Source organism: Saccharibacillus sp. JS10 (assembly GCF_024436065.1).
In the GTDB taxonomy this organism is placed as follows: domain Bacteria; phylum Bacillota; class Bacilli; order Paenibacillales; family Paenibacillaceae; genus Saccharibacillus.
Genome location: NZ_JANFNS010000003.1, coordinates 115066 through 138735 on the forward strand (window position 1 = coordinate 115066; position 23670 = coordinate 138735).

The following is a 23670-nucleotide window of genomic DNA, read 5'->3' on the forward strand; positions in this document are numbered from 1 at the left end:
ATTCCTCCTCGTTTTTGAGTCGAACTTAATTCACGATTTTACCGATCCATTCAGCTAGCGCATTCGGCGTAATCGCCGCAACTTCGGCACCCAAATCAGCAAAAGTACGCGCGGCGCGTTCGTCATGCACGGTATGACCTTCGAAGTCCAGAGCAGTTAGAATAAGCAGGCGTCCTCCCGCATCCAAAATACTTTTCCCTGCTTGATACATCGGCGTTGCCACATACCCTTCTACCAAATCGCTGACCAGAATAAACAAAGTACGCCCCGGATTTTCGATCAATGTTTCTCCGTAACGCAAAGCTTTGGCAATATGAGTTCCGCCTCCAAGTTGTACGCTCATCAGCACATCGACCGGATCTTCGAGTCGTCCGCTTAAATCGACGACTTGCGTATCGAATACAAAAAGACTCGTTTTAAGCGTATTCAATCGGTAAAAGATACTCGCCATGACCGAACTGTAAATGACCGAATCCAACATACTCCCGCTCTGATCGACCGCGATAATGACATGCCATTTGTTATACGCTTGAATCCGTCCGTCAAAATACAACCGATCTACGACAAAGCGGCGACGTTCGCGATCGTAATTTTTGAGATTGCGGGCAATCGTTTTTCTCATATTCAAATTTCGCAATGAACGTACATTTCCCGATGCGTACCGATTGCGCTTGCCCGAAATGTTGGCGACGGTGTCGGACTCCAGCTTGCGCCGGACTTCTTCGACGACTTGCCGCACAATATCTTTGGCACTCGCGATCACTTCGCCTTTCATGCGACCTTTGAATTGCAAAATGTTTTTGAGCAGATTCATATTGGGCTGCATCGATTCCAAGACGGTTTTGTCCGTCAAAAGTTCATTTAATCCGTAACGATCTAACGCTTGTTTTTCTAAAATTTCGACGGTTTCTTTGGGGAATAATTTACGCACTTCGCTTAGCCAAGTCGGCACCGTTAACTGAGAGTCACCTCTTCCGCCTTGCTTATCGCGGTAGCCTTGCTCGGCGCCGTATTCGCGGTCATACAAATACCCGAGCAATCCGTCCAATTCTTGGTACTCAAAATGTTGCGGATCGTAGTTGCCTGTCTCGCTAAGCGCTTCGTCGGCTGAAGCTCCAAGCAAAAGTCGCCAACGATTGAGTGTCTCGGCGCTTAATCCAGTTTCCATGCGGCAAACTCCTCCCGTATCGCTTGATCTAGCTGCTTGGCTGCAAGCAGCGAGCGTTCGCTCACCGCTTGTTGTTGCACGCTGGAAGCAGATAACCCGTGCAGCTTCGCGACTTGCGCGGCAATTCGCGAAGTCTCCGGCGGCGTGAAGAACGTGAATGCCAAGCGAAGCTCTGGCAGCAACCGCAAAAAATCTTCATGCGGCAATCGCGCAAGCAGTTGACTGAGATCGGCAAGCATGACATCGCTTTGCATCAGAATATCGCGCGCCACGGCGAATACGCCTTGCAAGTATTCGGCGCTTCGGCTCACCTGATCCGGTGAGCCATGCAGATATGCCCGCGCGCGATCCGTAATCTCGCGCGGCTTGTGATCCGCGATACGCACAAGAATCGCAATCGCCGCTCCTTCAAGCCGAGGAGCCAGATTCGCTACCGCCAGCAATTCGCTGAGGCGATCGCGGAAATTTTCGTCGGCATCAGATGCCGCCGACGTCGTTCTTTGCTCTGCCGCACGTCCTGCCGCGTGCATTTCGAGCAGCTTCAACCCTTCTACCGCGCGCGGCTGCTCGTCGGTATTCAGCCCGTTCAAGCTCGGTATCCGCGAGATACACGCGGCATAAGCTTCGTCTGCGAGATGACGCAGACGGTTCTCGTCGGCGACGCCAAGCAGTCGCCGCTGCGAAATCATCTGCTCAACGATATCGAGAGTATCGCATAAAGACAAAAAGCTTCCGTCTTGGCGCAACGCATTCTGCACATTGTCGAATAGGCTTGCCGCCAGCTGTTCCAGTCCCATCGTCAGCGATCGCAGCAACCACGCTGCCATATCGCCGCTATGATGAATCGGAATTTTGCTCACTTCTTCTTCGATTCGAGCTTCTGCCGCTTCGGCAATCGTACCGCCATAGATTGAATTTTCAATCAGACGCGCTTCGGTACGCGACGAATACGAATACGTCCAGATCTCCCGCATCCGGTTAAGGTCTTGTCGCTGCGCCCAATCCGGCCCTGATTCGCGCTTGGCAAATTCGGAGCCGAGAAAGGCTGCGCAATGCAGCAATCGGCTAGCTTCTCGGTGCACAGGCTTAGTGTAGATCTCCAATACTTTGCGATGCTGACCGGTCGCTTTGAGGTTCAAGCGGCTTGCTGCCGCTCGCTTTTTGAAATCTTCGACAATCGGAACAGCGAATGAATTCGGCGCAACTTGACCGATCTGATTCCCTGTCATCAATTGATGCAGCTTTTCTAACGGATGATCGGATGCTAAAGTTCGTTCCCCTTTGATAAAAGATACGGTCACGCCATCGATTAGCTCGTAAGCGCCGCTTTGGCTTTTGCTCCGCAGCGCAGCCAAGCCTTGCATCATGCCGTAAGCTTCGATTCCATCCGCAGTCGATGCCGCTTCGGCTTCTGTCCGTAACGTTTTGCTAAGCGTCGTAAGCATCTCTAATCCTGTGCGCTCATAGGGCTTTGCTTCGCCTTTGAGCATAGATGCCCAGACTTTGTCGTAATACCCGACATAAGGCATACCGCTCGCGTAGCCGTTCAATCGATCGGCTTCTTCGAAAGTAAATACCATCGGATACATCTGCTTACGAATCTCTTCGCCGCCTGCTTCCTGCTGACGCAAATGACCTTTGTCGCCAGTAGGATCTGTAATCAATCCGTACGTATGAAAACCTCCGGTGACCACTAATATCCGCTTATATGCTGCACGCGCTTCTTCAATATGCGTCCGCATCCGAGCTTCGCGCTCCAAGTCGCCTTCTTGCTTGAGTCGCTCTGCGGAATACGTCATCCGCGACAAGGTACAATAGGTAAAAACGCCGCGTGCAAATTCACGCGTATCTTGACTCAGTCCGCCCACTTCAAAAGACTTTTCCCACCATTCGTCGAAATGGCGCGTCTTCGTCGCTTGGCATAATCTACGGATAAAATCCGAACCGGCAAGCAGCGCTTCGTCTTGCGCGGAAGATTTGCCGTTCTCGCTCGCTTCGCGTTGCCGCCCCCGATAATCCAGGTCGATAAAACGCGCCGGGATCTGGCGCTTCGCCGCTTCGCGGATTCCGATATACTCGGGCGAATAATCCAGCATCGGAAAATAGCAAGACCCGCGTCCGCTCTCGTCTTCGTACCCGTAATACAGACTCACCGGCGCCTGCGTTGCCGGATCGGCAAGCACGGGAATCAGCGGGTTCCCGCTCTCCGGCCCTTCAATCAAAATCAGATCCGGTGCATACTCTTCAATCGTTCGCAGTAGATGATACGAACAAGCCGGGCTATGATGCCGAATCGGGAAATGCACGACAGGACCTCTTAAATCGAACACTTTTTCCTCGAACCATGTATGAAGCTTGCTGAATTGTTGCTTTAAATCTGATAGTTCGATCTCTGGCGACGACGTTTCCTCATCTACAGCTACTACCGGATTCAGCCGATCCATTTTTTCTCCTTGTAATACGCATCCCAGAGGCTTTCCGTCTGCGCGCGTTCTTTCACTACTTTTGAGAAATAAGCTTTGAGGACGCTAAGATCTTTGGTGTTTTCTTTTGCCACGGTACCTAGCATATTTTGCACCAGACGCTCCATCGATAATCCGCCTTCTTCGTAGTAGTAAGAAGTCATCGCGCTCTGCACGTATACGGACACCGCTTCGGCTGTACTCATTACGGCTTGAGGAATCTCTATCTTGTATCCTTCACGCGTTCGTCCGGTACGTAATTCAATAAAAGTCGTCGCAAGAAGTTCCACTACATCCGAATCGATCGGAACTTCAATGCCGCTATGTATCAATAAATTCGATGCTTGAGACTCGATAATTTTCGCTTCCATCTTCACATTCTCGATCGGGCGGATCGTCTCGAAGTTAAACCGACGCTTCAGCGCACTACTCATTTCGTTAACGCCTTTGTCCCGAATATTGGCGGTTCCGATCACGTTGAATCCCGGCTTGGCAAACAGCACTCCGTCTGCAAGTTCGGGAATATTCATCACTTTGTCGCTCATGATGCTAATAAGGCTGTCTTGTGCTTCGGATGGGCAACGCGTAATTTCTTCGAACCGCGTAATCAAACCGTCTTTCATCCCTCGATACAATGGAGAAGGAACCAGAGCGGCTTCGGAAGGGCCTTTGTCGAGTAACATCGCGTAGTTCCAAGAATATTTAATCGTATCTTCGGTCGTTCCGGCTGTGCCTTGAATCGTATTCGTGCTGCTTCCCGAGATCGCGGCAGACAACAACTCGCTGAGCATCGTTTTGGCTGTACCGGGTTCGCCAACCAGCATCAATCCTCGGTTGCCCGCAAGAGTCACGACAGCCCGTTCGATCAAGACGTCGTTTCCGTAAAATTTGCGTGTGATAGGTACGCTCTCGCCATCGTGCGCAATCGGCTTTTCTCGTCCTATCAAAAAGTCGCGTACTGCCGCCGGAGACAACCTCCAGTTTGGCGGTCTTTTCCCCGAATCTTCGGCGGCAAGCGCCGCTAATTCCCGCTCATGCAATACTTCAGCAGGCGGCTTAATCATTTCGATGGTCATGATGGTGCTCCTCCTCGAAAACAGATCATATGTTCTTGTTTTATATTGCCATTATTTTATCACACTCTACAAGCAAATCGCGAGACGGCATCAAGTAAATAGGCATTTACTCCTTCTTCGTACCATCAGATTAAGGACTTCTTCGTTTTGTATACTTCTTTTTTTCAGGACAAAAGTCGCTTTTTTTCAAAAAAGCCCAACGTTTTGTTTACTGGACGCGTATATGTAAGAAGGAACACACATTAACAGTTCCTAATCTATTTTTACCCATTTTTGAGGAGGTTTTATAATGATTATTTTTTGGGCGCTTATCATTATCGTTCCTGTACTGATCTTACAAGCTTGGATCAAATCGAAAAGCCCTAGAAACTACTCCAATGAAACGAAATACCGCCATCGTTACGGTACGATGCACGATGCGAACCACAGCGTTCCGTTTGCCGGTTTTAGCGCTTCGAACCACCATCACAATCATTCGCACTCGAACAACGATTGCGGACCTGTATCGTCTTACGATGGAGGAAGCTGTGATTCAGGCGGCGGAGACAGCGGCGGCGGTGGCGGAGAATGAATGTCACTAAAGCGAAATATGCAAAAAGAACGCGTTGATCCTAAAGAAGTAGGATAACGCGTTCTTTTTGTTGGTCATTTTATAATAAAATAAATGTTTCGATTTAACGTACTGTGTTGAATTCTTCAAAAACTTGCTTTGCCCAATATTCTGCACGACGATGACCGACGAATTCTGGATCTTCTAACAACATTTCATTAAAGACAGAATCTTCAACCATTTTATCAGCTCTTATACTACTTATATTGTACGTTTGACTTAGAACAGATTTTACAGTCTCACGAGTACTTTCGATTCTTTCTTGTTTTGTCATACAAAATACCTCCCATCCTGGAGTAACTTCAAACCTGTTTTTGCCGCATCCGTATGAATAGAAATTTGAGATCCGATATTCGTGACTGTTCTCAAAAAGTCTTCTACTCCTAATTCACCAGCTTCGACCCTTGTTAAATCAGCCATTTGACCGTCAGCAAGTGGACCGTATACGATATCGTATTGCGGTGGACTATACTGATTATGTGTCTCTGTAGAAAAACGCATATTCTCTTGACTGATACGATTATTATAAACAAATTCTCGCCAACTGTCAGTAGACCTTTCAAAACGACGCCCGTTTAATAAATTCCAAGCATTAATATCTATTTCGTAAGTAAGAACGATTCCTCGAACTTGTCTCATTACATAATTTCGATTTCTAGTCTTGCGTTTGGCTTCTACTCTACAACACCACCGTATTCCGTCCTCTTTCCTTCGCCCGATAAAGCGCTCGATCCGCCAATTTCAATAACTCGTCGACCTGTGTCGATTGCATTGGGCTAACCGCTCCGCCGATGGATAAGGTCACCGGAATCCCCAGTTCGTTTTCATGAGCAGCAACGGCTACACGCAGACGTTCTGCGACTTGATACGTCTCCTGCAAACTGAGATCTGGCAAAATCACGACGAATTCCTCGCCTCCATAACGACCGCAGAGATCGCGGCTGCTTATCGTATGCTCCAAAATATGAGCGACTTCGCGTAATACCGTATCTCCCGCCGCATGACCATAACGATCATTGACCGATTTAAAGTAATCGATATCGATCAACAGCAATGCGAAATGCCGATTGTCGCCTTCAAGCTTTTGCAACGTCTCGTCTATCGCTCGTCGATTAAGCAATCCCGTTAGCGAATCTTTCCAAGCAAAATCACTCAGATCCCGATTCTGGCGTTTCATTTCTTGCACAGTTCGCATCACTGCTCCACTTAGCAAATCGACTTCGCGATTCCAATGACGGCGAACCGTCGGTATAGCCGCATCTTGAGGCCGCTCAGCTGCACGTGCCACAAAATTCGTCAAGGATACGAACGGAGCCGCAATCCGATCCGCTAGCCACAATGTTGTAATCACCAAAATGAAGAACGGTACCAATACCACAAAAAGGGTTCTGCGTAACTGTTCATTTTGCTGCTCCGAGATCCAACGATTAGGCGTCTGTACAAGGATGCCCCAATTTGTGGTATGCGAATACGTGTAAGCAACCAGATAACGTTGATCGGTCTCACTTGTCCATTTTTGCTTTCCGCTACGACCTTGACTTAAATCGCTGATAACCTGATTGCTGTTAATATCTTCGGATTGCCGCGCCGGATCTGTATGATATATAAGGGTAGCTTGTTCATTGACAATATAAGCGAACGAATTTTGCTCGTCGATGGTACGGTTCCCAAACAAACCGTCCCGGATTATATCCGATTCCATATGCAAAATACCGCCGACCACTCCTTGATACGTTCCATCTTCTGCATAGATCGCATCGGTCGACAAAATCGCCATTCCTGACTGAGCATCCCGGTAAGGCAAAGATTGGAACGAACCTCGCACGCGCATCGCTTGCTTCAATAAAGAAGCTTCAATATTATTAATCCGACTGTCGCTTGGTTCTCCCGAGTACGCCGCAACTACCTTTCCATCCGGGTTAGCGACAAATACTTCCGCATAGTAATCTGTACTTTCGTATAATAACCGCAAAGTTCTTGAAGCTTCGGCAGAAGATTTTAGCTTTTGATCGTGGATAAACTCTCCTGCAAAAGTTCGAAGACTACGATCAATCGAGTCAAACAGCAAATCTACCGATTCGGCGATCCGCTGCGCTTCGCGGCTATTTGTTTCTAGCGTCCGCGCTTCGAGCAGCTGCTGTTCTGAGCGGTACGAAGCAAACAATGTGATGATCAGCGTCATCGAAAAGGTAAAGATCATCAACCCCGCAAACAACGCACGTAGAGTGATTCTTCCTTTCGTTCTGCCGCTTTTTCCGTTACGAACTGCGCTTCCATCGCCTTCTGATTTCCTCACGATACCGCTCACCTTCTTTATCGATCAAAATGTCCGTGCCGCGTTGTTTTTCTTTACTTATTATTACGGCACATTTTGTCGATTTTTTAGCGATTTCATCGAAAGGATACAAAGAAAAAGGATTACATGGCTAAAAGGCTGAGATGTACGAAAGAGCTCAGCGCTGGTTTCCCGTCTGAGCCCCTTCCGTTCCTCAACCTAGGGTGTGGTTAACACTGTGGCGCCGCCACATTTAGAAATTACCCGTAATGAAAAAAAATATTACATTGCATGCGCAAATTTTAGCGAAAAAAAGAATCAATCCCCAGCCTTCTCATTCAACTTCGCTTGCACCGAGGCAAGTTTCTGCGCCGACGAGCCGAATTTATCCCGGCGGTCATCAATCTTGACCGAAGTCGATACGCGCTGAGCGCCAGATTCGAAAGTATGTTCATGCAGCGTTTGGACAGCGGCTAGAATATGGTCTAGCGGCCCTTCGATAATCGTGCTCATCGAAGTCAATTCATACGTAATTCCTTCAATCGTCGCAAGCTTCCGCTGCATCTCCGCGACATAACCGCTCAGACTGGTCGTTCCTGTTCCGATCGGGATGATCGTTACCTCTGCAATTGCCATTTCAATCTCCTCCTTGTGATGAAATTCATAGGCATCATGCGCCGTTTGTGCGTCTTTTTATTGTACCGCGACCTTATTCAAAAATCGAATCCTTCTCTATCCCTTACGCCAATTGAGCTGCCGCCAAACATCTTGTTGAACCATGAAGATTTTCTAACATTTTGCGTCTTATAATTTTGTATATTGTGTGGAAGATAGCAATCACCCCTTCCGAAAACACCAGATCTAGGTGTAAATTGAGAATCCTAAGACTATCACAACTACATATAGAAAGGACAACATACATAATGACGATGAGCTCCTTTTCTTTTTCAAAATCCAAGACCGATCACGAAAGTTTAGAAGAAATCACCATGCTTGGACGCAATATCGCGGAAAGTCTGGATACCGAGACCCTACGGGAAAACGCGAACCTGAACGGAGAAAGCTTTTCCGGCAAAATGAGCAAATTCGGCAGCGAATACGCGAAGTGGTACACCCAACGTTATGTACTGCCGCTCGAATTGGAGCAAGCGATCTCGGAAAATCTAATTTACGTCCATGATCTGGATCATTATGCAGTCGGCGCAACCAATTGTATCTTTATCCCGTTCGATAAACTGCTCGCCAACGGATTCAGTACCGGTAGCGGCACATTGCGTACCCCGCGCACGATCATGACCGCGATGGCACTGGTTGCGATCATTTTCCAATGCCAACAAAATGCTCAATACGGAGGCGTCTCGGCAAACAAAATCGATCATGATCTCGCCCCTTACGTCAAACGTTCTTTCATTAAACACTTTCGCAAAGGGCTAACATACTTCGAGAACTTTGACAGCGATCCGTCTGCAACTCACCTTACTGCCGCAATGCTTTTCTCGGAAGAAGATATTTGTATGGATAACAGCGACTTAAAAAATCTCTATCCTCATGCGTACCACTATGCGTATGAAGAAACACGCCAAGAAACGTTCCAAGCTGCCGAAAGCCTGATCCACAACCTGAATACGATGTCCAGCCGAGGCGGCGGTCAGATTCCTTTTACCAGTATCAATTACGGCACTTGTACTTCCAACGAAGGTCGCCTGGTGATCGAAAGCCTGCTGGAAGCAACCGTACGCGGGCTTGGGCAAGGTCAGACGCCGATCTTTCCGATCCAAATTTTCAAATGTAAAAAAGGAGTTAATCAAGCCGCAGGTGAACGTAATCATGATCTGTTTTTAAAAGCGATCCAATGTTCCACTAAGCGACTTTATCCGAATTTTGCGAATCTGGATGCTCCGATGAACCTGGAACATTATGTTTCCGGCGATCCCGATACTGAATTTGCTACGATGGGCTGCCGAACGCGAGTGATCGGAGACCGTTTCGGACGGAATCATTTATCGGGTAAAGGGAACTTGTCGTTCAATACGATCAATCTGGTGAAGATCGGGATCGAAAACGGGATTGTGCTGGGGAAACGAGAATACGCAGATATAGAAGGCTTCAATCGGATGCTTCGCGAAGCGCTAGACCTTGCATTAACCGGGCTGCTGCATCGTTATGATATCCAAGTGCGACAGCCGGCAAAAGCGTCGGATTTTATGATGCGCGAAGGGGTATGGGAAGGCGGCGATTCTCTACATCCCGATGAACCTGTCGAATCGGTACTCAAGCATGGCAGTCTGTCGATTGGGTTTATCGGAATTGCCGAGTCTATGAAAGCGATGTATGGTCAGCATCATGCGGAAAATGGCGAAGTGTATGCAAAAGCAATCGACGTGGTGCGTCGGATGCGAACCTTTTGCGACGAAATGAGCGACATCTATAATCTGAATATTACGTTGTTCGCAACGCCTGCCGAAGGCTTGTCGGGCAAGTTCACAACCGGAGATGTTAAGCAGTACGGCGTTATCCCGGGCGTAACTGATCGAGCTTATTATACAAATTCATTTCATGTGCCAGTCTACTATCCAATCACAGCAGCACGCAAAATCTCGCTCGAAGCTCCTTTTCATCATTACTGTAATGCCGGAGCAATCTCGTATATTGAGCTGAACGGAAATATGCGGAATAACCCCGAAGCTTTTCGGAAAATCGTCGATTATGCGCTAGAGCAAAATATTAGTTATTTCAGTATGAATCATCCGATTGATCGTTGTACGTCTTGCGGTTACGAAGGCATCATCGGAGACACTTGCCCTTCTTGTATGAAAAAAGAATCCGAAATCCATATCTCAAGATTGCGCCGAGTCACCGGGTATTTGACAGGCGATTACCAGACACGCTTTAACGCCGCCAAACAAGCCGAAGTCCGTGATCGGCTCCCGCATACGCCAAGCGATTGACGATAGACTGGATTACTTCTTCTCAAGGAGGCTGCTTCAATGAATATTTGCGGATACATCCCCGAGTCTATCAATGAAGGAGAAGGTCTGCGCGCAGCGATTTTTATCAGCGGATGCCGACATGGCTGCCCCGGTTGCTTCAGCCCGCAGACTTGGAATTTTAAATACGGAACACCTTTTGATCTAGCGCGCCAGAAACAGATTATTCAGCAGATCGCGGACAATCCGTTACTCGACGGACTTACGATTCTCGGCGGCGATCCCTTTTTTTCAGCGGCAGAAGTTGGTGATTTTATCGATCTTGCGCGCGAGCAAATCCCAAACTTAAATATCTGGTTGTATACGGGATACACATTCGAAAAAATCGCCGCCGATCCGTCGTCTACTCGATATGATTTGCTGATTCGAGGTCAGGTGTTGGTTGACGGAAGATTTGAACAAGACTTACGCGATCTATCTCTGCCTCATCGAGGGAGTTCCAATCAACGTCTGATCGATATTCCGCAAAGTTTGAAGCAAGGCGAAGCGGTATTGTGGAACGAAACATTATTCACTTTTTAAATCTATGTAAACATTGTCCTATATAAATACAGTTTATACTTTAATTGTTGACAACCTGCTTCATATTCAGTAAGATTGGGTTAAATTTATGGAAGACCCCACAACCGCATACTACATCTTTCCTTAACCGGGTAAGAGGGAGTAGCTTTTACTTCAAAGTCGTCAATACGGGATCGCATCCCCGGCTTTGTTGGCAACCATCGTTGTTAGCGAGACTTTTACCGCTTTAGGTTACGTTTGTTTATTCGTGTACACGCGTTTATTCATTCGTATTCTGAAGCGGTAAAAGTCTCTTTTGTTTTATTGGGGTCTTTTCGTAAGAAAAAGGGAACTCATCCCACATCAAAAGGAGAGAAGCAGATGGAATTATCGTTGTTGCTTGAATACGGATGGGTACTGCTCGTACTGATCGCGCTGGAGGGTTTGCTTGCTGCGGATAACGCACTGGTGTTGGCAATCATGGTTAAGCCTCTTCCGGAAGAACAGCGCAAAAAAGCTTTGTTTTATGGTTTGGTCGGTGCTTTTGTACTCCGGTTTGGTTCGTTGTTCGTCATCTCGTTTCTTGTCGATGTTTGGTGGATTCAAGCAATCGGAGCCGCCTACCTGCTGTTCATTTCGTTAAGTCATATTATTAAAACCATTCGTAGCAAAAAGACCGAAACCGACGAAGCGGAAGAATCCGCAGAAGGCAAAGGCGTTGGCAAAAAGAAAGTCAGCTTCTGGGGCGTTGTATTTAAGGTCGAGCTTGCCGACCTTGCATTCGCCGTCGATTCGATCTTAGCCGCTGTCGCACTTGCGGTCGCTCTCCCTCCTACAAACTTGGGAACGATCGGGGGCCTGGATGCGGGACAATTCGCAGTCATTTTCGCAGGTGGATTTATCGGTCTCGTCATTATGCGTTTTGCGGCAAACTTGTTTGTCGGTCTGCTTCATTCGCGTCCGGGACTTGAAACTGCGGCATTCGTTATCGTGGGCTGGGTCGGTGTAAAGCTTGGTATGCACACACTAGGTCATGAAGCGATTGGTCTGGTTCCTCACGATTTTGTCGAAGGTACGATCTGGAAAACGACATTCTACATCGTTCTTGTCGCAATCGCTCTGATCGGCTGGTTTACTTCCAAAAAAATCGAAGTCAAAACGCACGAAGATCCGATTCGCGAAGTCGAAGAACAAGCGAAAAAATTGCCTAAGATCGATAAGTAAAAATAAAGATACCATCTTCTTAGTACCGGAGCAGTCCTATAGGACTCTTCGGTGCTTTTTTGCGTTTCGACAAAAAAAGCATATCGGAAGAAGTTCCTATTAATCTTTTACGAGTAGATTTTGTAAAATCTTTTTTCAAAACCCTATAAACTTTCGTTTTTCGGCACCGATAAATAAAACATCAACCAAAAACAACAACAAAAATCGACAAAAAATTTAACTAACCGACAAATAAATCAGAGAGAGGTGCAGCAGTCATGATTACGCTGAATACACAAGGAATCAAGGAAGTTCTTAACAAACAAATTACGAAGTTTTTCGAAGCCGAACCGATTATGCTTGAACTGACTCAAGACATCCAAAATAATGATGCGGAAGCTGGACAGACGCTGCACTTCTCCAATGCTCACTACTGGGTCAAAGTCATGGATTGCTCGTTCGAAAGTTACGTAAGACCTGTAATCTTGTGCGAAGTGATCTATTTCCTGAAAAAAGAATACATGGACGCTGAAGTTGAAGTGAACGTCGATATCGACCTCGCGGCTCCAGCTGATCAACGCCTGTCGATATCGGCAACAATTAGCTTCAACGACCAAGTCGAGCTTGAGCGTACCGAACTGAACAACCTGATCGATTTGGCTTTGCAGCTCAAAGACAAAGAATGGTTCGAAGAACTGTCGATGCGTTACAACGCGATCAGCGCGTAATCGGCTCCTCGATCCCAATCTTCCCGACATTCGGATTTACACAACCAAACTTATGCGTTTTTGAAAAGTTTGTACCGTTTTTTCACCTTAGGGTGCTACGCGGCTTCTCCGCTGGCGACTTTCTTCCAGACTCTGCATCCGATGCTGAGACCCGCTTCATCATAGCTTTTTTTTCTCCTTCCCTTAATCGTGTATCGATTTCGATGCACCTGAAGGCACCGGATTCCTCCAGATCCGGTGCCTCTTTTTATATAGATCTATAGCTTGACGCTCCTATTCTAGCTCGTTATACTGAACCTTATATTTATTAATATGCCGATGACGAGCATCCAACTCCGAGGCGTTTTCGTCAAGAGTCTGCTCAGCCTTTGAACATGAAGGGCTTGGCTAAAGCTCCTAAGTTAACCGGTATTCGTCCGTTATCGCGAAATCCAGAGCGGATCGTTCTTTCGGGAACGATCAAATTGGGTGGCACCGCGAGCGTAGATCAAACGCCCCTCGTCCCAAACGAGAGGGCGTTTTTTGCGTTTTTTTACCCACCTAATTACTCTGAGGAGCGTGTACGAACATGATGGACATTAAGCAAATCCGAGCACAAGCCGATGAATTTCAAACGGTAACAGACCGGAAAAAAATCAACATTTCGATTAAAGAATTACTGGATCTGGATACGCAAAAAAGACAACTCAGCAACCAAGCGGAGCACTTGCGAATGCAGCGAAATCGTCGAAGCGCTGAGATCGGCGCCAAAATCGCCGCAGGTCAGCATGAAGAAGCGCAGTTAGATAAACAAGAAATGGCTGTCGAACGAAAACAATTGGCAGAAATCGAAAAAATTCTTGAACCGATCCAGATTCGCTATAACGAATTGATGGCAAAAGTCCCGAATTTAGTATCGCCGGATACGCCGATGGGTCAAAGTGATCAAGACAATGTCGTACTGAGCGAACACGGACAAATTCCACAGTTTGCTTTTCCGATGCGTGATCATATGGAACTAAGCGATCTGCATGGGTTATTCGATATAGAGCGCGGAGTCAAAGTCGCGGGCAGCCGTAATTATTTTCTAAAAGGTGACGGGCTTAGGCTCCAGCGGGCGGTGCAGCAGCTAGCCCTTGATGTATTGGAAGAACGCGGATTTACCGCGATGGATGTGCCGCTTATGGTGCGTACCCGCGCGATGGAAGACACCGGATTTTTCCCGACAGGGCAGGATCAGGCGTACCGCATCGAAGGGCAAGATACTTGGCTGGTTGGCACATCGGAAGTTCCGCTTATCGCTTACTTTTCGGGAGAAATTCTGGATATGGCGAAGCCGATCAAAGTCGCCGGGATTTCGACTTGTTTCCGCAGCGAAGTCGGTTCGGCGGGGCGCGATGTGCGAGGATTGTATCGCGTCCATCAATTTGCCAAAGTCGAACAAGTCATCATCTGCCGTGGCGACGAACGGGAATCGGAGAAATATTTGCAAGAACTGACGCAAAACGCGGAAGACTTATTGCAGATGTTGGAACTTCCTTACCGGAAAGTTGCCGTATGTATCGGAGATATGTCGCAAAAAAACTACAAGCAATACGATCTGGAGACGTGGATGCCTAGCCGCGAAGCTTACGGGGAAACGCATTCGGCATCGAATGTCGGAGACTTTCAAGCGCGGCGCGCAGGGCTTCGTTATCGGGATGTGGATGGTCAACTTCGGTTTTGCCATACGCTCAACAATACGGCGGTCGCGGTTCCTCGCCTGCTCATTCCACTGCTTGAAAATCATCAACAAGAAGATGGATCGATCTATCTGCCACCTGCTCTTCGTCCTTATATAGGTGGGCGCGAATTTTTACGTATTTAATTAAATGTTCGAATCTTAGCCTCTCTACTTTTTGGTAGAGCGGCTTTTTTCTGCATTTCATTTGGAATTTTATTTACATTAAATATATTTTTTTGAAATCATAACGTTTACTATCAAAAAAATTAGTGCCTGTGACGAAAATACCTATATCGTCTCATAAGAAGCACCGATCATTGGTATCGTTTGTCCTATTGCCGTACAACAAATACTTATTCAATCCTTTAACCAATAGAGCACTTACACACTACTCAACGTTTTAGCGGAGATCGGATAAACGAGTACTAAGATCGAAAATACATCAAGAAAACGGAGTGATAAAAATGCAATGGTTCAAAAATCGAAAAATTTTCACCAAGCTTATGTTTGTTGTTGTCGTTCTAACCGCGATTACCGCAACAGTCGGTCTTTACGGTCTGTATAACATCAACATGATGAAAGGCAGCCTCAACGAAATATATAGTCAAAATCTACTGCCTATGCGGAAACTTGCGAATACGGAAACCACTTTACTTAAACTTAGAATCACTTCCCGCGATATGGCAATCGCTGGAACACAAGCACAAAAAGAAGAAATTGCCACGCAAGTTGCGCCTTTAAGCGATGCCGTCAACAAAAACATTACCGATTATCGCAATACCTCGCTCAGCCCGGAAGAAGTAACATTGATGCGAGATTTCGATAAGTATTGGGCAGAATACCAGCAGTTATACGCGAAAGCGATTGAACTTGCCAGCGGTTCGAACGATGCGATTTTCCAAGCTTACTTAACGGACGAAATCGGCCCGACAAGCGCATCGCTTTTTGAAACGGTCGAAAAACTGGGCGCAATCAATGAAAAGCTGGCAGCGGCAGCCGACAAACAATCGCAAGCCGATGTGGCTAAGGCATCGCTTTGGACCATGATTCTGATTGGTGCTTCGATCGTATTCGGTTTACTCTTTGTTATTTTAGTTACCGCTATGATTAGTTCGCCAGTCAAAAAAATCGTAAGTGTCGTAAGAAATATCGCGGAAGGCGATCTACGCGAAAAATCCGAATACAACGCCAAAGACGAAATCGGCGATTTGTCGACTTCGATCAACAAAATGGCAGATACGCTGGCTACACTCATCGGCGGTATCCAAGATTCTGCGCAAAATGTTGCCGCTTCTTCGCAGGAAATCTCAGCGAGCACGCAACAAATTGCGAGCGGAACTTCGATACAAATGCAGTCGGCTCGCTCAATCAATGAGTTGTTTAAAGACATGGCAGTCGCGATCGAAGAAGTCGCAAAAAGCGCGGAAGGCGCAGCCGAATTGTCGAACGAAACCGTCAAAATGGCCCATTCTGGCGGCGAAACGATTCAGCTTTCGTTAACCAGCATGCAAGATGTTACGCAGCAAGTAAATAAGCTTGAAGAACATTCCGGCAAAATCGGCGATATTATCAGCGTGATCGACGATATTTCGGCACAAACGAATCTGCTTGCTCTTAATGCCGCTATTGAAGCTGCTCGCGCCGGAGAATCCGGTCTTGGCTTTGCTGTGGTTGCCGACGAAGTCCGCAAACTTGCCGAACGCAGCGGCGCGGCGACAAAAGAAATCACGACGATTATTCGTTCGATGCAGCTCAATATTGAAAAAAGCGTGACGGCTGTCAATGTCAACTTGGAACATGCCAATGAATCGGGACGTGCGTTCAACGAAATTATCGACCGTCTAGGCAATGCTTCGCTCAAAGTGAACAGCATCGCCGCGGCTAGCGAAGAACAAGCCGCGCAAACCAACGAAGTGATGCAGACCTTGACCGGCATTACGATCGCCAGCGAAGAATCGGCGGCGGCTAGTGAGCAGACAGCGTCTTCTTCGCAGGCTTTGGCTCAATTAGCGGATCAGTTGCATTTGTCTGTCGCGACTTTCCGTGTGTGAAAATTGAATAAAACGCAATAAAACAAGACGAAAAAGCAGCCTATTTTCCTTTAAGAAGGAAAACGGGCTGCTTTTTTCACCTTATTTAATCAAGAAAAGAAGTTATAACGATTCAATCACATCGCCGGCTAACAAAGACGCGGGATGTTCCCTTTTTTCAGCGGCACGTTCTCCGGCTTTTCCATGTAGATTCACGCCAAAAGCCGCTGCTTGGATCGGGCTTAACTTTTGAGACAATAACCCTGAGATTACGCCGGTGAGCACATCGCCCGTTCCGCCCGTCGACATCCCCGGATGACCTGTCGTATTGATAAACACCGCTCCGTCTGGCGAAGCAACGACCGTTCGTGCGCCTTTGAGCACGAGAGTAACGCCGTTCTTCATCGCATAATGACGCGCCGAATCGATTCGATCTTGTTGAAGCTCGGCTGTAGGAATTCCAAGTAAACGTCCCATTTCACCGGGATGGGGAGTCAACACGACGTGTTCGCGACGCCCCCATTTTGCAGCAAAGTCTCCGGCATCCGCAAGAATATTCAGACCGTCCGCATCGATCACAAGCGGCATATCGGTATTTTTCCATATCTTTTCGAGCCATGATTGATCTTCTTCAAATCGCCCAAGCCCCGGACCGATCGCAAGTACGCTCATCTTATCCGCTAGTTCCAGTATCGTATCTGCGGAATTCAGATTCCAACTATCTCCTTCCGAGGCTTCGGCAACCATAAGCTCCGGTACATGCCCGGCGATATTCGGGATTAGATCGGATGGCAAGCCCCAAGTGACCAGACCCGCTCCGATCCGAAGTGCCGCGCGTGAAGCCATTAGCCCCGCCCCGCTCATTAAGCGACTGCCACCAATAATCAGCGCATGACCGTAAGTGCCTTTATGGCTGTCTTCGGCTCGGGTACGCGAGGTGTCGAGCTCAAGCACTTGCTGCAAAGAGCGATCTGTAATGAGGTACGTATTCGGCACATCGTCGATCCGATCCGCGGCAAGCTGAGGAATCCCGACAGCCCGAACGCGCACTTCGCCAGCGGCTTGAGCGCCCGGGTATTGTGCCAAGCCACTTTTCAAAAAAGCGATGCAGACCGTACGTTTGGCTTGGATACAAGTCTTGGCGGTCTGACCCGTATCAGCGTCCAGACCACTCGGAATATCCGCGGCAACAATCGGCAATCGGCTATCGTTTGCCGCTTCAATTAAACGGCGATAAGGATCGCGGGGTTCGCCGCTTGACCCCACTCCAAGCAGAGCATCGACAATTCCGGTATATCCGCTGAAATCAAGCTCTTTCAGTTCCGAAGCTTCTTGTACCGTAATGCCTGAACGTCGCAGCGCTTCGAGTTGGACGGTCGCTTCTTCCGAGAAATTCGAAGGCGATTCAGCGCACAATACCGTTACCTGCATCCCTGCGTCTTGCAAATAACGAGCAGTAACCAATCCGTCGCCGCCGTTATTGCCTTTTCCGGTCAAAATCAACCAGTGTTGATGCTGTATGCCCTCAAAAGGCGAGATCACCGTATCTTCAAAGATCGGAGACGTCGAAGTGACGCCGCGTTTGGATGAACCGTCAGGGCGCGCTCCTGCTTGCAGATGCGCAGTCTGGCTTCCTTGTTCCCGTGGACGGCAAAATTCCAATACTTCTTCTGCGATCGCTCGTCCGGCAGACTCCATCAGAGCAAGCGACGGGATACCTAACGTTTCAATCGTATATCGGTCGATCTTTTTCATCTGCTGGGGCGTAACGATCCGCATAATCTATTCAGTCTCCTTTGTACAGATTCAATTAGTACGCAACGGTGAAGCGCGAGCGAATAAAGTTGGGATCGTCCAATTCGTCGATGATCGCCGCAGCGAAATCTTCGACGCTGATCCGGCTATGCCCGTCTTCGTCCGTTACCAACATCGACATGCCGACGCGGAAATTGCCTGTACGTTTGCCAGGTTCGATCCAAGCCGCCGGGCTTACATAGGTCCATTCCAATTCACTTGCGGCAAAAATTTCGTACGCTTCCGCATGAGCTTGCGCAACCGGAAGCAATTCTTCCGGATAGTCCGGCGCGTCCATGACGCGAACGCCCGGAGCGGTCAGCAACGTGCCTGATCCGCCTGCGATAATCACCCGATCTACGCCTGCACTTTCTGCGCCTTCCAAAATCAAACGTGCGGCTTCGGGAAGCAGCGCGCCTTCGCCCGGCTGTGTGCCGAACGCACTCAAAATCGCTTCGCATCCTTTTGCGGCAGCAGCAATCGCACCCGGTGCCAGCATATCTCCGGTGCGTACATGCAGCGCCGCATGTTCTTCTTTCAGCAGCGAAGGATCTTGAAGCAGCACCGTGACCTCGCATTTTCGTTTTAACGCTTCTGCGACTAACGAAGCGCCGATCGCGCCTTCCGCACCTAGAATCAAAATTTTCATCATATCCATTTTTCATCCGTCCTTTCGTTTCTAGCTTACACAGTGTTAGATCAAAACTTCTTTTCCCTATGATTCCTATACCCGTTTTCGGAGAAGAGTTGGCTTCCCCTGCGAAGCGAATTGTACGCGTAGCGAACCTTTTTGTCTATGGAAGAACAAAAGGAAGCTTGAAGGTACCGCACGCTTGTGTAATAGTGGGTAAGACAGGTTTGAAGCGATGTGCGAGAGGAAGGCGAATCAATATGGAAATGTACATATGGCTGGCGATAGCTGCCTTTACGATATGGATTTATGAACAAGCGCGCCGTTCGCTGGAGCGGCGCGCCACAAACCGCGAGCGAAGACTGCGCGCTGCGCTCGAAGCGCTGAGTTCGGCGGCGGCTGCGCTGGACGAAGTGATCGCTCCGGCGGCAACCCCGTCGCCGGAGCTTGAGAGCAGACTGCGCGAGCGTCTGCTGCGTTGCCACGGGATGCAAGGTTTTGCATCCGATGTGGACGGGCAATTGGCGCTCTACTTGCACGGCGAAGACGCCGATCGGTTGCCGCTGCTGCATGCGGCGCTGCACCGCGAACTGGACCGCACGCGCCACGAGCTGGCTCTGCTGCTCGAGCATGAAGAACGCCCGTCTTGGGGCAGCGGATTTCTCCGCTTGCTCAAGCCGGCGCTGATTCCGGCGCTGCTTGCCGCGGCAAGCGCCGCCGGATGGCAGTTCGCCCAGGAGCCGGAGTTCGGCGGCTCCCAGACCTTGCCGCTGCTACGCCTGACTTCGTGGCTGCTTGCGGCTTTGCTCGCCGCACGGCTGCTGGAGCCGGGCTACCGCGCCGAACGTCCGATCATGCGGCGCGTTTTGCCGCTGCTTGCCGCGGCTCCGGCGCTACTGAACCCGGCGCTCGGGCTTGAAGCCGCGCCGTGGCTGCTCGCGGCGCAGCTCATTCTCGCGGCGGCAGGCTTCGCCGCCCTGCGCCCCGCCGCTTCCAAGCGGCGCGAACGCCCGTACGCCGGGCATTCGCCGCAGCTTAGCCCAGCATCGGCACAACCCGCCGATGCCAACACCCAAGTTTCGGCGCACAGCTCCGAAACCCAAGACCTGCAAGCTGCGCCTTCTACTCCGCGCAGTTCCCGCACCGCCGATTCCCTAGCCTCTCACCCCGAGGCTAAAACAGCGCTATCCCCGCGATGATTACATCCATCGCGGCTTTTCATTTCTTGCACTTTATCTCTAATCCCTTGCCTTGCATCTTTGATCTTCTACCTACCTTCTTCACACAAAAAAGGCGGAGCATCCTACACCGATGCCCCGCCTTATGTTTAAATAAACCCACTTCACGTTCGACTGTAAGGAAGCAGTGGGTGGGATTCAGTGTAGGAACGATAGTGTTCGCCTTTGAAATCGGGAAAATACAAATTAAATTTCCAATCAAATTTTCCTGCTTTCAACAAGCGACCTAAAGACTTTCGAAGAAAGGCACATCGTAAGCATACGCTAACGAATCCCATCCACAGCGCCCGCCGCCAAAACGCACACTCCCCCCAGTTTATTCAACCCTCCTCGTACCGCGCCCGATGCTCCTCCTTCATCCTCAAATAATCTTCGTCCGTCTTCGCCTTCTCCAATACCTTCTTAAAAATCTCCGCCGACTTCGCTTTTTCCGGATCGCCTTTATTAATCGAAAGCGTCCCGTTTTCTTTATATTTGCGTCCGCCTTTATAATTCGTATACCGACGCGCCCGCGTATAACCCATCTGGATAAATTTCCGCGCCATATCCATGCCGATAAAATCATTTTGTTTTTTGTATTCCAAAAACATGTCGTAGATCTTTTCCGAAGACTCGGTCGCGATCTCCGGGGTTTTGAAGCGCCAATGCGGCAAAATTTCGCCTTTGTACGGCTCGACCAGCAATACGCCTTGCTCGCCGCGTCCAATTCGATACAACTCGGGATGTTTTCGGAGATCCAAATTTTTATAATCCAGATCGTAGTCGAATGCTTTCATTACGAATCCCTCCTTGAAATCAAAAAATCGACAGACTTAATCCAAATAAGGCTGAACACACACCGGATTCGGAACTTCCAAAGAAAAACCGGTCGGCGTCAATTTGCCGTCTGCCTCATTCACTTTAAACGAGGTCACGTTTCCACTTTCTTGGTTAGCAACGAGCAGCATGTCGCCTACCCATGCAAAATGTCTTGGGACATGACCGCCGGATGAAACTTTTTCGACAAAGAATAGCTCGCCCGTACTTGAATCCATTTTAAATAGAGCGATACTGTCGTCTCCTCGACTCGATACATACACATAACGCCCGCAAGGCGACACCGCGACATGAGCTGAGGTATTTGCCGGGTTTTTGGCGTCCTCATAAGGAAGCACAAAGCTGCGTTGCAGCACTTTGAGCCGCCCGCTTAGACGGTCATACGCCAACGTTGTAACGGTGTTGTCGAGTTCTCCAGAAACGTAAGCAACATTCAGAGTCGGATGGAACACAAGCGTTCTAGGCCCGGTACCTGCCGGAAGTTCCGTATCGTCTTGTTTGAATAAGCGTCCTTCTTCATACGTATATCGAACGATCCGATCGGTTCCCAAATCTGTCGCGAAATAAAATCGACTATCTGGCGAAGGCACGAACGCATGGGGATGTGCACGATCTTGCCTTTGCGGATGCGGTCCCGATCCGCTATGTTTAACACGGCTAGCTTGATCCAAGGTTCCATGTTCGCAAATCGCAAAAGATACGACGCAACCTCCGTAATTGGCAACTAGCAGCACTTTGCCATCGGATGTCGCGTGCACATAACAAGGCGAAGAACCTTCCGACGATTGACGGTCGTTAAGATGCAGTTGTTTCGTATCGGCGTTGATTACGTACGCAAACACTTCTCCATCTTCTTTTTCGCTTACGGCATACAAGTTTTTACCGTCTGGCGCAATCGTCAGATAAGAAGGATTTTCAATGCCGGCTACTCCCGCAATCATTCGCATTTCGCCGCTACTGCTATCAAGTACACCGTGGAACAAGCTATCTTCTTGATCCGAAGCATAGGTGCCTACATAAAAGTGGTGCTCGTGCTGTGCCGTCATTTTTCATTCTCCTTTATCTTCTAGCTGTTTAATTGCCACAGTTGGTATATGTTTCTTATTAACAAGAACGATTAGATGTGAAACGAACGCTTACAAATTCATTTGGAATTTATCGCAGTAATGCTTTTGCTAGCTAGGCATTATATACTGATGAGAAGAAGCATGAAAAACAGTGGAACGGGGAGGAAGCTATGGAACTCGACATTACCGAACAATCGCTGCCGGTGTACGAAGCGCTTGCCAGCAAAGTCCGTCTGAACTTGCTATCGCTACTTGCCGATCGTCCGATGAACGTACGCGAGTTGGCAGAAGCTTCGAATTTGAGCAGTGCAATCATGACGATGCACGTCCGCAAGCTGGAAGTCGCCGGTCTGATTCGGACGGAACGGATTTCCGGGCGCGGCGGCGCACGCAAAGTCTGTTCGCTAGCAGAAGACCGGATCGAAATCATCTTGCCAAAAGCGGGAAGCGATCCTCGGCGTGTGCATCCGATCAATCTGCCGATTGGACATTTTACCGATTGGGAAGTGCATCCGACCTGCGGGCTTGCTACCACAGACAAAATGATCGGACAATTCGATGATCCCCGGTTCTTTTTGTCGCCGGAACGGGTGAACGCTGCAATATTGTGGTTCGGGCAAGGCTTTGTCGAATATCGGGCGCCTAATTTTTTGTTGTCGACGCAAACGCCGGATGAACTTGAGATTTCGATGGAAATCTCGTCCGAGGCTCCTGGCGTCAACGAAGAATGGCCGTCCGATATTACGTTTCATTTGAACGGGATCGAATTGGGGACATGGACAAGCCCCGGCGATTACGGCAAAAGACGCGGCAATCTGACCCCTGGTTGGTGGCCTAACGATATTAACCAATACGGCTTGCTGAAACGACTAAAGATCAATCGCAGCGGTACCTTTATGGACGGTACGCCGCTATCTTCCGTTACGCTCGATCAAATTTCGCCTTCCAGCAAAGAATGGAAACTGCGAATAGGCGTACGCAGCGACGCTAGGCATGTCGGCGGCATGACCTTATTCGGAAGCGGATTCGGCAACTACAATCAAGATATTTTGTTTCGATTATATTATCGGGATGCCGTAAAGCCGGATGTAGAATAAGAGAGATATTTAGCAAAAAAGGAGCTTGCCGCGTCAGTCTTCATACGCGGCAAGCTCGTTTTCTACATTCGACAGTTCGATTTTCACTTCGTGAAGTTCCGCCTGAAGCTCGGTCAATCGTTCTCCCGAAACTTCCGTCTCGGATTCGATTTCTGCTAACAACAGACCGGCACGTTCCGTCAATTCTTCGATCCGGTGCTCCAAATAGGCAATACTCGACGAAGTTCCGGCTCCCGCATTTCCTCGCTGCGAATAAGTCATCGTTCCCCTCCGATTTATAATTTT

The 23670-nt window shown here is 48.7% G+C and carries 21 protein-coding genes; 9 read left to right on the plus strand and 12 right to left on the minus strand.

The window, feature by feature from the left end:
• Positions 1 to 25: 25 nt before the first annotated feature.
• From NOM90_RS11030 to NOM90_RS11040, 3 genes are read right to left on the minus strand one after another with little or no spacing between them, the layout of a single operon-like run.
• Positions 26 to 1168 (minus strand): VWA domain-containing protein, encoded by a 1143-nt coding sequence (locus NOM90_RS11030; protein WP_255942013.1) that lies wholly within the window; start codon positions 1166 to 1168, stop codon positions 26 to 28.
• The gene (locus NOM90_RS11035; protein WP_255942014.1) at positions 1153 to 3612 is read right to left on the minus strand and encodes a DUF5682 family protein; all 2460 of its coding nucleotides are present in this window, start codon (positions 3610 to 3612) and stop codon (positions 1153 to 1155) included. The genes NOM90_RS11030 and NOM90_RS11035 overlap by 16 nt, the downstream gene beginning before the upstream one ends.
• On the minus strand, positions 3600 to 4700 hold the full coding sequence (locus NOM90_RS11040; RefSeq protein ID WP_255942429.1) for an ATP-binding protein: 1101 nt from the start codon (positions 4698 to 4700) through the stop codon (positions 3600 to 3602). Before NOM90_RS11040 ends, NOM90_RS11035 begins: the two co-directional genes overlap by 13 nt.
• 295 nt (positions 4701 to 4995) lie before the next feature.
• On the opposite strand from NOM90_RS11040, the gene NOM90_RS11045 reads away from it, so the two are divergent.
• Positions 4996 to 5277, plus strand: a complete 282-nt coding sequence (locus NOM90_RS11045; RefSeq protein WP_255942015.1) for a hypothetical protein — start codon at positions 4996 to 4998, stop codon at positions 5275 to 5277.
• A 103-nt stretch (positions 5278 to 5380) separates the two neighbouring features.
• Here the strand turns inward: NOM90_RS11045 and NOM90_RS11050 are convergent, their stop codons facing one another.
• The 4 genes from NOM90_RS11050 to NOM90_RS11065 all read right to left on the minus strand — a co-directional run bounded on the left by NOM90_RS11050 (position 5381) and on the right by NOM90_RS11065 (position 8227).
• Complete coding sequence (locus NOM90_RS11050; protein ID WP_255942017.1) at positions 5381 to 5590, minus strand: hypothetical protein; 210 nt, start codon at positions 5588 to 5590, stop codon at positions 5381 to 5383.
• Positions 5587 to 6048 carry a DUF3990 domain-containing protein gene (locus NOM90_RS11055; protein ID WP_370866605.1) on the minus strand — a complete coding sequence of 154 codons (462 nt, stop codon included), beginning with the start codon at positions 6046 to 6048 and terminating at the stop codon, positions 5587 to 5589. The genes NOM90_RS11050 and NOM90_RS11055 overlap by 4 nt, the downstream gene beginning before the upstream one ends.
• Positions 5996 to 7612 carry a sensor domain-containing diguanylate cyclase gene (locus NOM90_RS11060; RefSeq protein ID WP_255942018.1) on the minus strand — a complete coding sequence of 539 codons (1617 nt, stop codon included), beginning with the start codon at positions 7610 to 7612 and terminating at the stop codon, positions 5996 to 5998. The genes NOM90_RS11055 and NOM90_RS11060 overlap by 53 nt, the downstream gene beginning before the upstream one ends.
• A gap of 297 nt (positions 7613 to 7909) precedes the next feature.
• On the minus strand, positions 7910 to 8227 hold the full coding sequence (locus NOM90_RS11065) for an MTH1187 family thiamine-binding protein (RefSeq protein WP_255942019.1): 318 nt from the start codon (positions 8225 to 8227) through the stop codon (positions 7910 to 7912).
• A 287-nt stretch (positions 8228 to 8514) separates the two neighbouring features.
• On the opposite strand from NOM90_RS11065, the gene NOM90_RS11070 reads away from it, so the two are divergent.
• From NOM90_RS11070 to NOM90_RS11095, 6 genes are all read left to right on the plus strand, one after another.
• Positions 8515 to 10539, plus strand: coding sequence for an anaerobic ribonucleoside triphosphate reductase (locus NOM90_RS11070; protein WP_370866596.1), 2025 nt, complete (start codon positions 8515 to 8517; stop codon positions 10537 to 10539).
• Positions 10540 to 10578: 39 nt separating this feature from the next.
• Complete coding sequence (gene nrdG / locus NOM90_RS11075) at positions 10579 to 11100, plus strand: anaerobic ribonucleoside-triphosphate reductase activating protein (protein ID WP_255942020.1); 522 nt, start codon at positions 10579 to 10581, stop codon at positions 11098 to 11100.
• A gap of 360 nt (positions 11101 to 11460) precedes the next feature.
• Positions 11461 to 12303 carry a TerC family protein gene (locus NOM90_RS11080; protein ID WP_255942021.1) on the plus strand — a complete coding sequence of 281 codons (843 nt, stop codon included), beginning with the start codon at positions 11461 to 11463 and terminating at the stop codon, positions 12301 to 12303.
• Between the two features lie 257 nt (positions 12304 to 12560).
• Complete coding sequence (locus NOM90_RS11085) at positions 12561 to 13010, plus strand: IDEAL domain-containing protein (protein ID WP_255942022.1); 450 nt, start codon at positions 12561 to 12563, stop codon at positions 13008 to 13010.
• 568 nt (positions 13011 to 13578) lie between these two features.
• Positions 13579 to 14856 carry a serine--tRNA ligase gene (serS, locus tag NOM90_RS11090; RefSeq protein ID WP_255942023.1) on the plus strand — a complete coding sequence of 426 codons (1278 nt, stop codon included), beginning with the start codon at positions 13579 to 13581 and terminating at the stop codon, positions 14854 to 14856.
• 320 nt (positions 14857 to 15176) lie between these two features.
• A complete protein-coding gene (locus tag NOM90_RS11095) occupies positions 15177 to 16763 on the plus strand; it encodes a methyl-accepting chemotaxis protein (RefSeq protein WP_255942024.1) in 1587 nt (528 codons plus the stop codon).
• 102 nt (positions 16764 to 16865) lie between these two features.
• Here the strand turns inward: NOM90_RS11095 and NOM90_RS11100 are convergent, their stop codons facing one another.
• Both NOM90_RS11100 and NOM90_RS11105 read right to left on the minus strand, forming a co-directional pair.
• Positions 16866 to 18521 carry an NAD(P)H-hydrate dehydratase gene (locus NOM90_RS11100; protein WP_255942025.1) on the minus strand — a complete coding sequence of 552 codons (1656 nt, stop codon included), beginning with the start codon at positions 18519 to 18521 and terminating at the stop codon, positions 16866 to 16868.
• 31 nt (positions 18522 to 18552) lie between these two features.
• Positions 18553 to 19185 (minus strand): NAD(P)-dependent oxidoreductase, encoded by a 633-nt coding sequence (locus tag NOM90_RS11105; RefSeq protein WP_255942433.1) that lies wholly within the window; start codon positions 19183 to 19185, stop codon positions 18553 to 18555.
• Between the two features lie 242 nt (positions 19186 to 19427).
• Between NOM90_RS11105 and NOM90_RS11110 the strand changes: the two genes are divergently transcribed.
• Complete coding sequence (locus NOM90_RS11110) at positions 19428 to 20366, plus strand: hypothetical protein (RefSeq protein WP_255942026.1); 939 nt, start codon at positions 19428 to 19430, stop codon at positions 20364 to 20366.
• Positions 20367 to 20725: 359 nt separating this feature from the next.
• Here NOM90_RS11110 and NOM90_RS11115 read toward each other — a convergent pair whose 3' ends face one another.
• Both NOM90_RS11115 and NOM90_RS11120 read right to left on the minus strand, forming a co-directional pair.
• Entirely contained in the window at positions 20726 to 21181 is a 456-nt protein-coding gene (locus NOM90_RS11115; RefSeq protein ID WP_255942027.1) for a DUF4385 domain-containing protein, read from the minus strand.
• A 36-nt stretch (positions 21182 to 21217) separates the two neighbouring features.
• The gene (locus NOM90_RS11120; RefSeq protein ID WP_255942029.1) at positions 21218 to 22267 is read right to left on the minus strand and encodes a lactonase family protein; all 1050 of its coding nucleotides are present in this window, start codon (positions 22265 to 22267) and stop codon (positions 21218 to 21220) included.
• A 191-nt stretch (positions 22268 to 22458) separates the two neighbouring features.
• On the opposite strand from NOM90_RS11120, the gene NOM90_RS11125 reads away from it, so the two are divergent.
• Positions 22459 to 23385, plus strand: coding sequence for an ArsR/SmtB family transcription factor (locus tag NOM90_RS11125; protein ID WP_255942031.1), 927 nt, complete (start codon positions 22459 to 22461; stop codon positions 23383 to 23385).
• Positions 23386 to 23418: 33 nt separating this feature from the next.
• Here NOM90_RS11125 and NOM90_RS11130 read toward each other — a convergent pair whose 3' ends face one another.
• Positions 23419 to 23646, minus strand: coding sequence for a hypothetical protein (locus NOM90_RS11130; protein ID WP_255942032.1), 228 nt, complete (start codon positions 23644 to 23646; stop codon positions 23419 to 23421).
• Positions 23647 to 23670 lie beyond the last annotated feature (24 nt).

What these genes read in the sequence shown, in the direction of transcription:
- NOM90_RS11030 (WP_255942013.1), bottom strand. Translation starts at nt 1,168, where the DNA reads ATGGAAACTGGATTAAGCGCCGAGACACTCAATCGTTGGCGACTTTTG.
- NOM90_RS11035 (WP_255942014.1), bottom strand. Translation starts at nt 3,612, where the DNA reads ATGGATCGGCTGAATCCGGTAGTAGCTGTAGATGAGGAAACGTCGTCG.
- NOM90_RS11045 (WP_255942015.1), top strand. Translation starts at nt 4,996, where the DNA reads ATGATTATTTTTTGGGCGCTTATCATTATCGTTCCTGTACTGATCTTA.
- NOM90_RS11050 (WP_255942017.1), bottom strand. Translation starts at nt 5,590, where the DNA reads ATGACAAAACAAGAAAGAATCGAAAGTACTCGTGAGACTGTAAAATCT.
- NOM90_RS11065 (WP_255942019.1), bottom strand. Translation starts at nt 8,227, where the DNA reads ATGGCAATTGCAGAGGTAACGATCATCCCGATCGGAACAGGAACGACC.
- NOM90_RS11070 (WP_370866596.1), top strand. Translation starts at nt 8,515, where the DNA reads ATGACGATGAGCTCCTTTTCTTTTTCAAAATCCAAGACCGATCACGAA.
- nrdG (WP_255942020.1), top strand. Translation starts at nt 10,579, where the DNA reads ATGAATATTTGCGGATACATCCCCGAGTCTATCAATGAAGGAGAAGGT.
- NOM90_RS11080 (WP_255942021.1), top strand. Translation starts at nt 11,461, where the DNA reads ATGGAATTATCGTTGTTGCTTGAATACGGATGGGTACTGCTCGTACTG.
- NOM90_RS11085 (WP_255942022.1), top strand. Translation starts at nt 12,561, where the DNA reads ATGATTACGCTGAATACACAAGGAATCAAGGAAGTTCTTAACAAACAA.
- serS (WP_255942023.1), top strand. Translation starts at nt 13,579, where the DNA reads ATGATGGACATTAAGCAAATCCGAGCACAAGCCGATGAATTTCAAACG.
- NOM90_RS11095 (WP_255942024.1), top strand. Translation starts at nt 15,177, where the DNA reads ATGCAATGGTTCAAAAATCGAAAAATTTTCACCAAGCTTATGTTTGTT.
- NOM90_RS11100 (WP_255942025.1), bottom strand. Translation starts at nt 18,521, where the DNA reads ATGCGGATCGTTACGCCCCAGCAGATGAAAAAGATCGACCGATATACG.
- NOM90_RS11105 (WP_255942433.1), bottom strand. Translation starts at nt 19,185, where the DNA reads ATGAAAATTTTGATTCTAGGTGCGGAAGGCGCGATCGGCGCTTCGTTA.
- NOM90_RS11110 (WP_255942026.1), top strand. Translation starts at nt 19,428, where the DNA reads ATGGAAATGTACATATGGCTGGCGATAGCTGCCTTTACGATATGGATT.
- NOM90_RS11115 (WP_255942027.1), bottom strand. Translation starts at nt 21,181, where the DNA reads ATGAAAGCATTCGACTACGATCTGGATTATAAAAATTTGGATCTCCGA.
- NOM90_RS11120 (WP_255942029.1), bottom strand. Translation starts at nt 22,267, where the DNA reads ATGACGGCACAGCACGAGCACCACTTTTATGTAGGCACCTATGCTTCG.
- NOM90_RS11125 (WP_255942031.1), top strand. Translation starts at nt 22,459, where the DNA reads ATGGAACTCGACATTACCGAACAATCGCTGCCGGTGTACGAAGCGCTT.
- NOM90_RS11130 (WP_255942032.1), bottom strand. Translation starts at nt 23,646, where the DNA reads ATGACTTATTCGCAGCGAGGAAATGCGGGAGCCGGAACTTCGTCGAGT.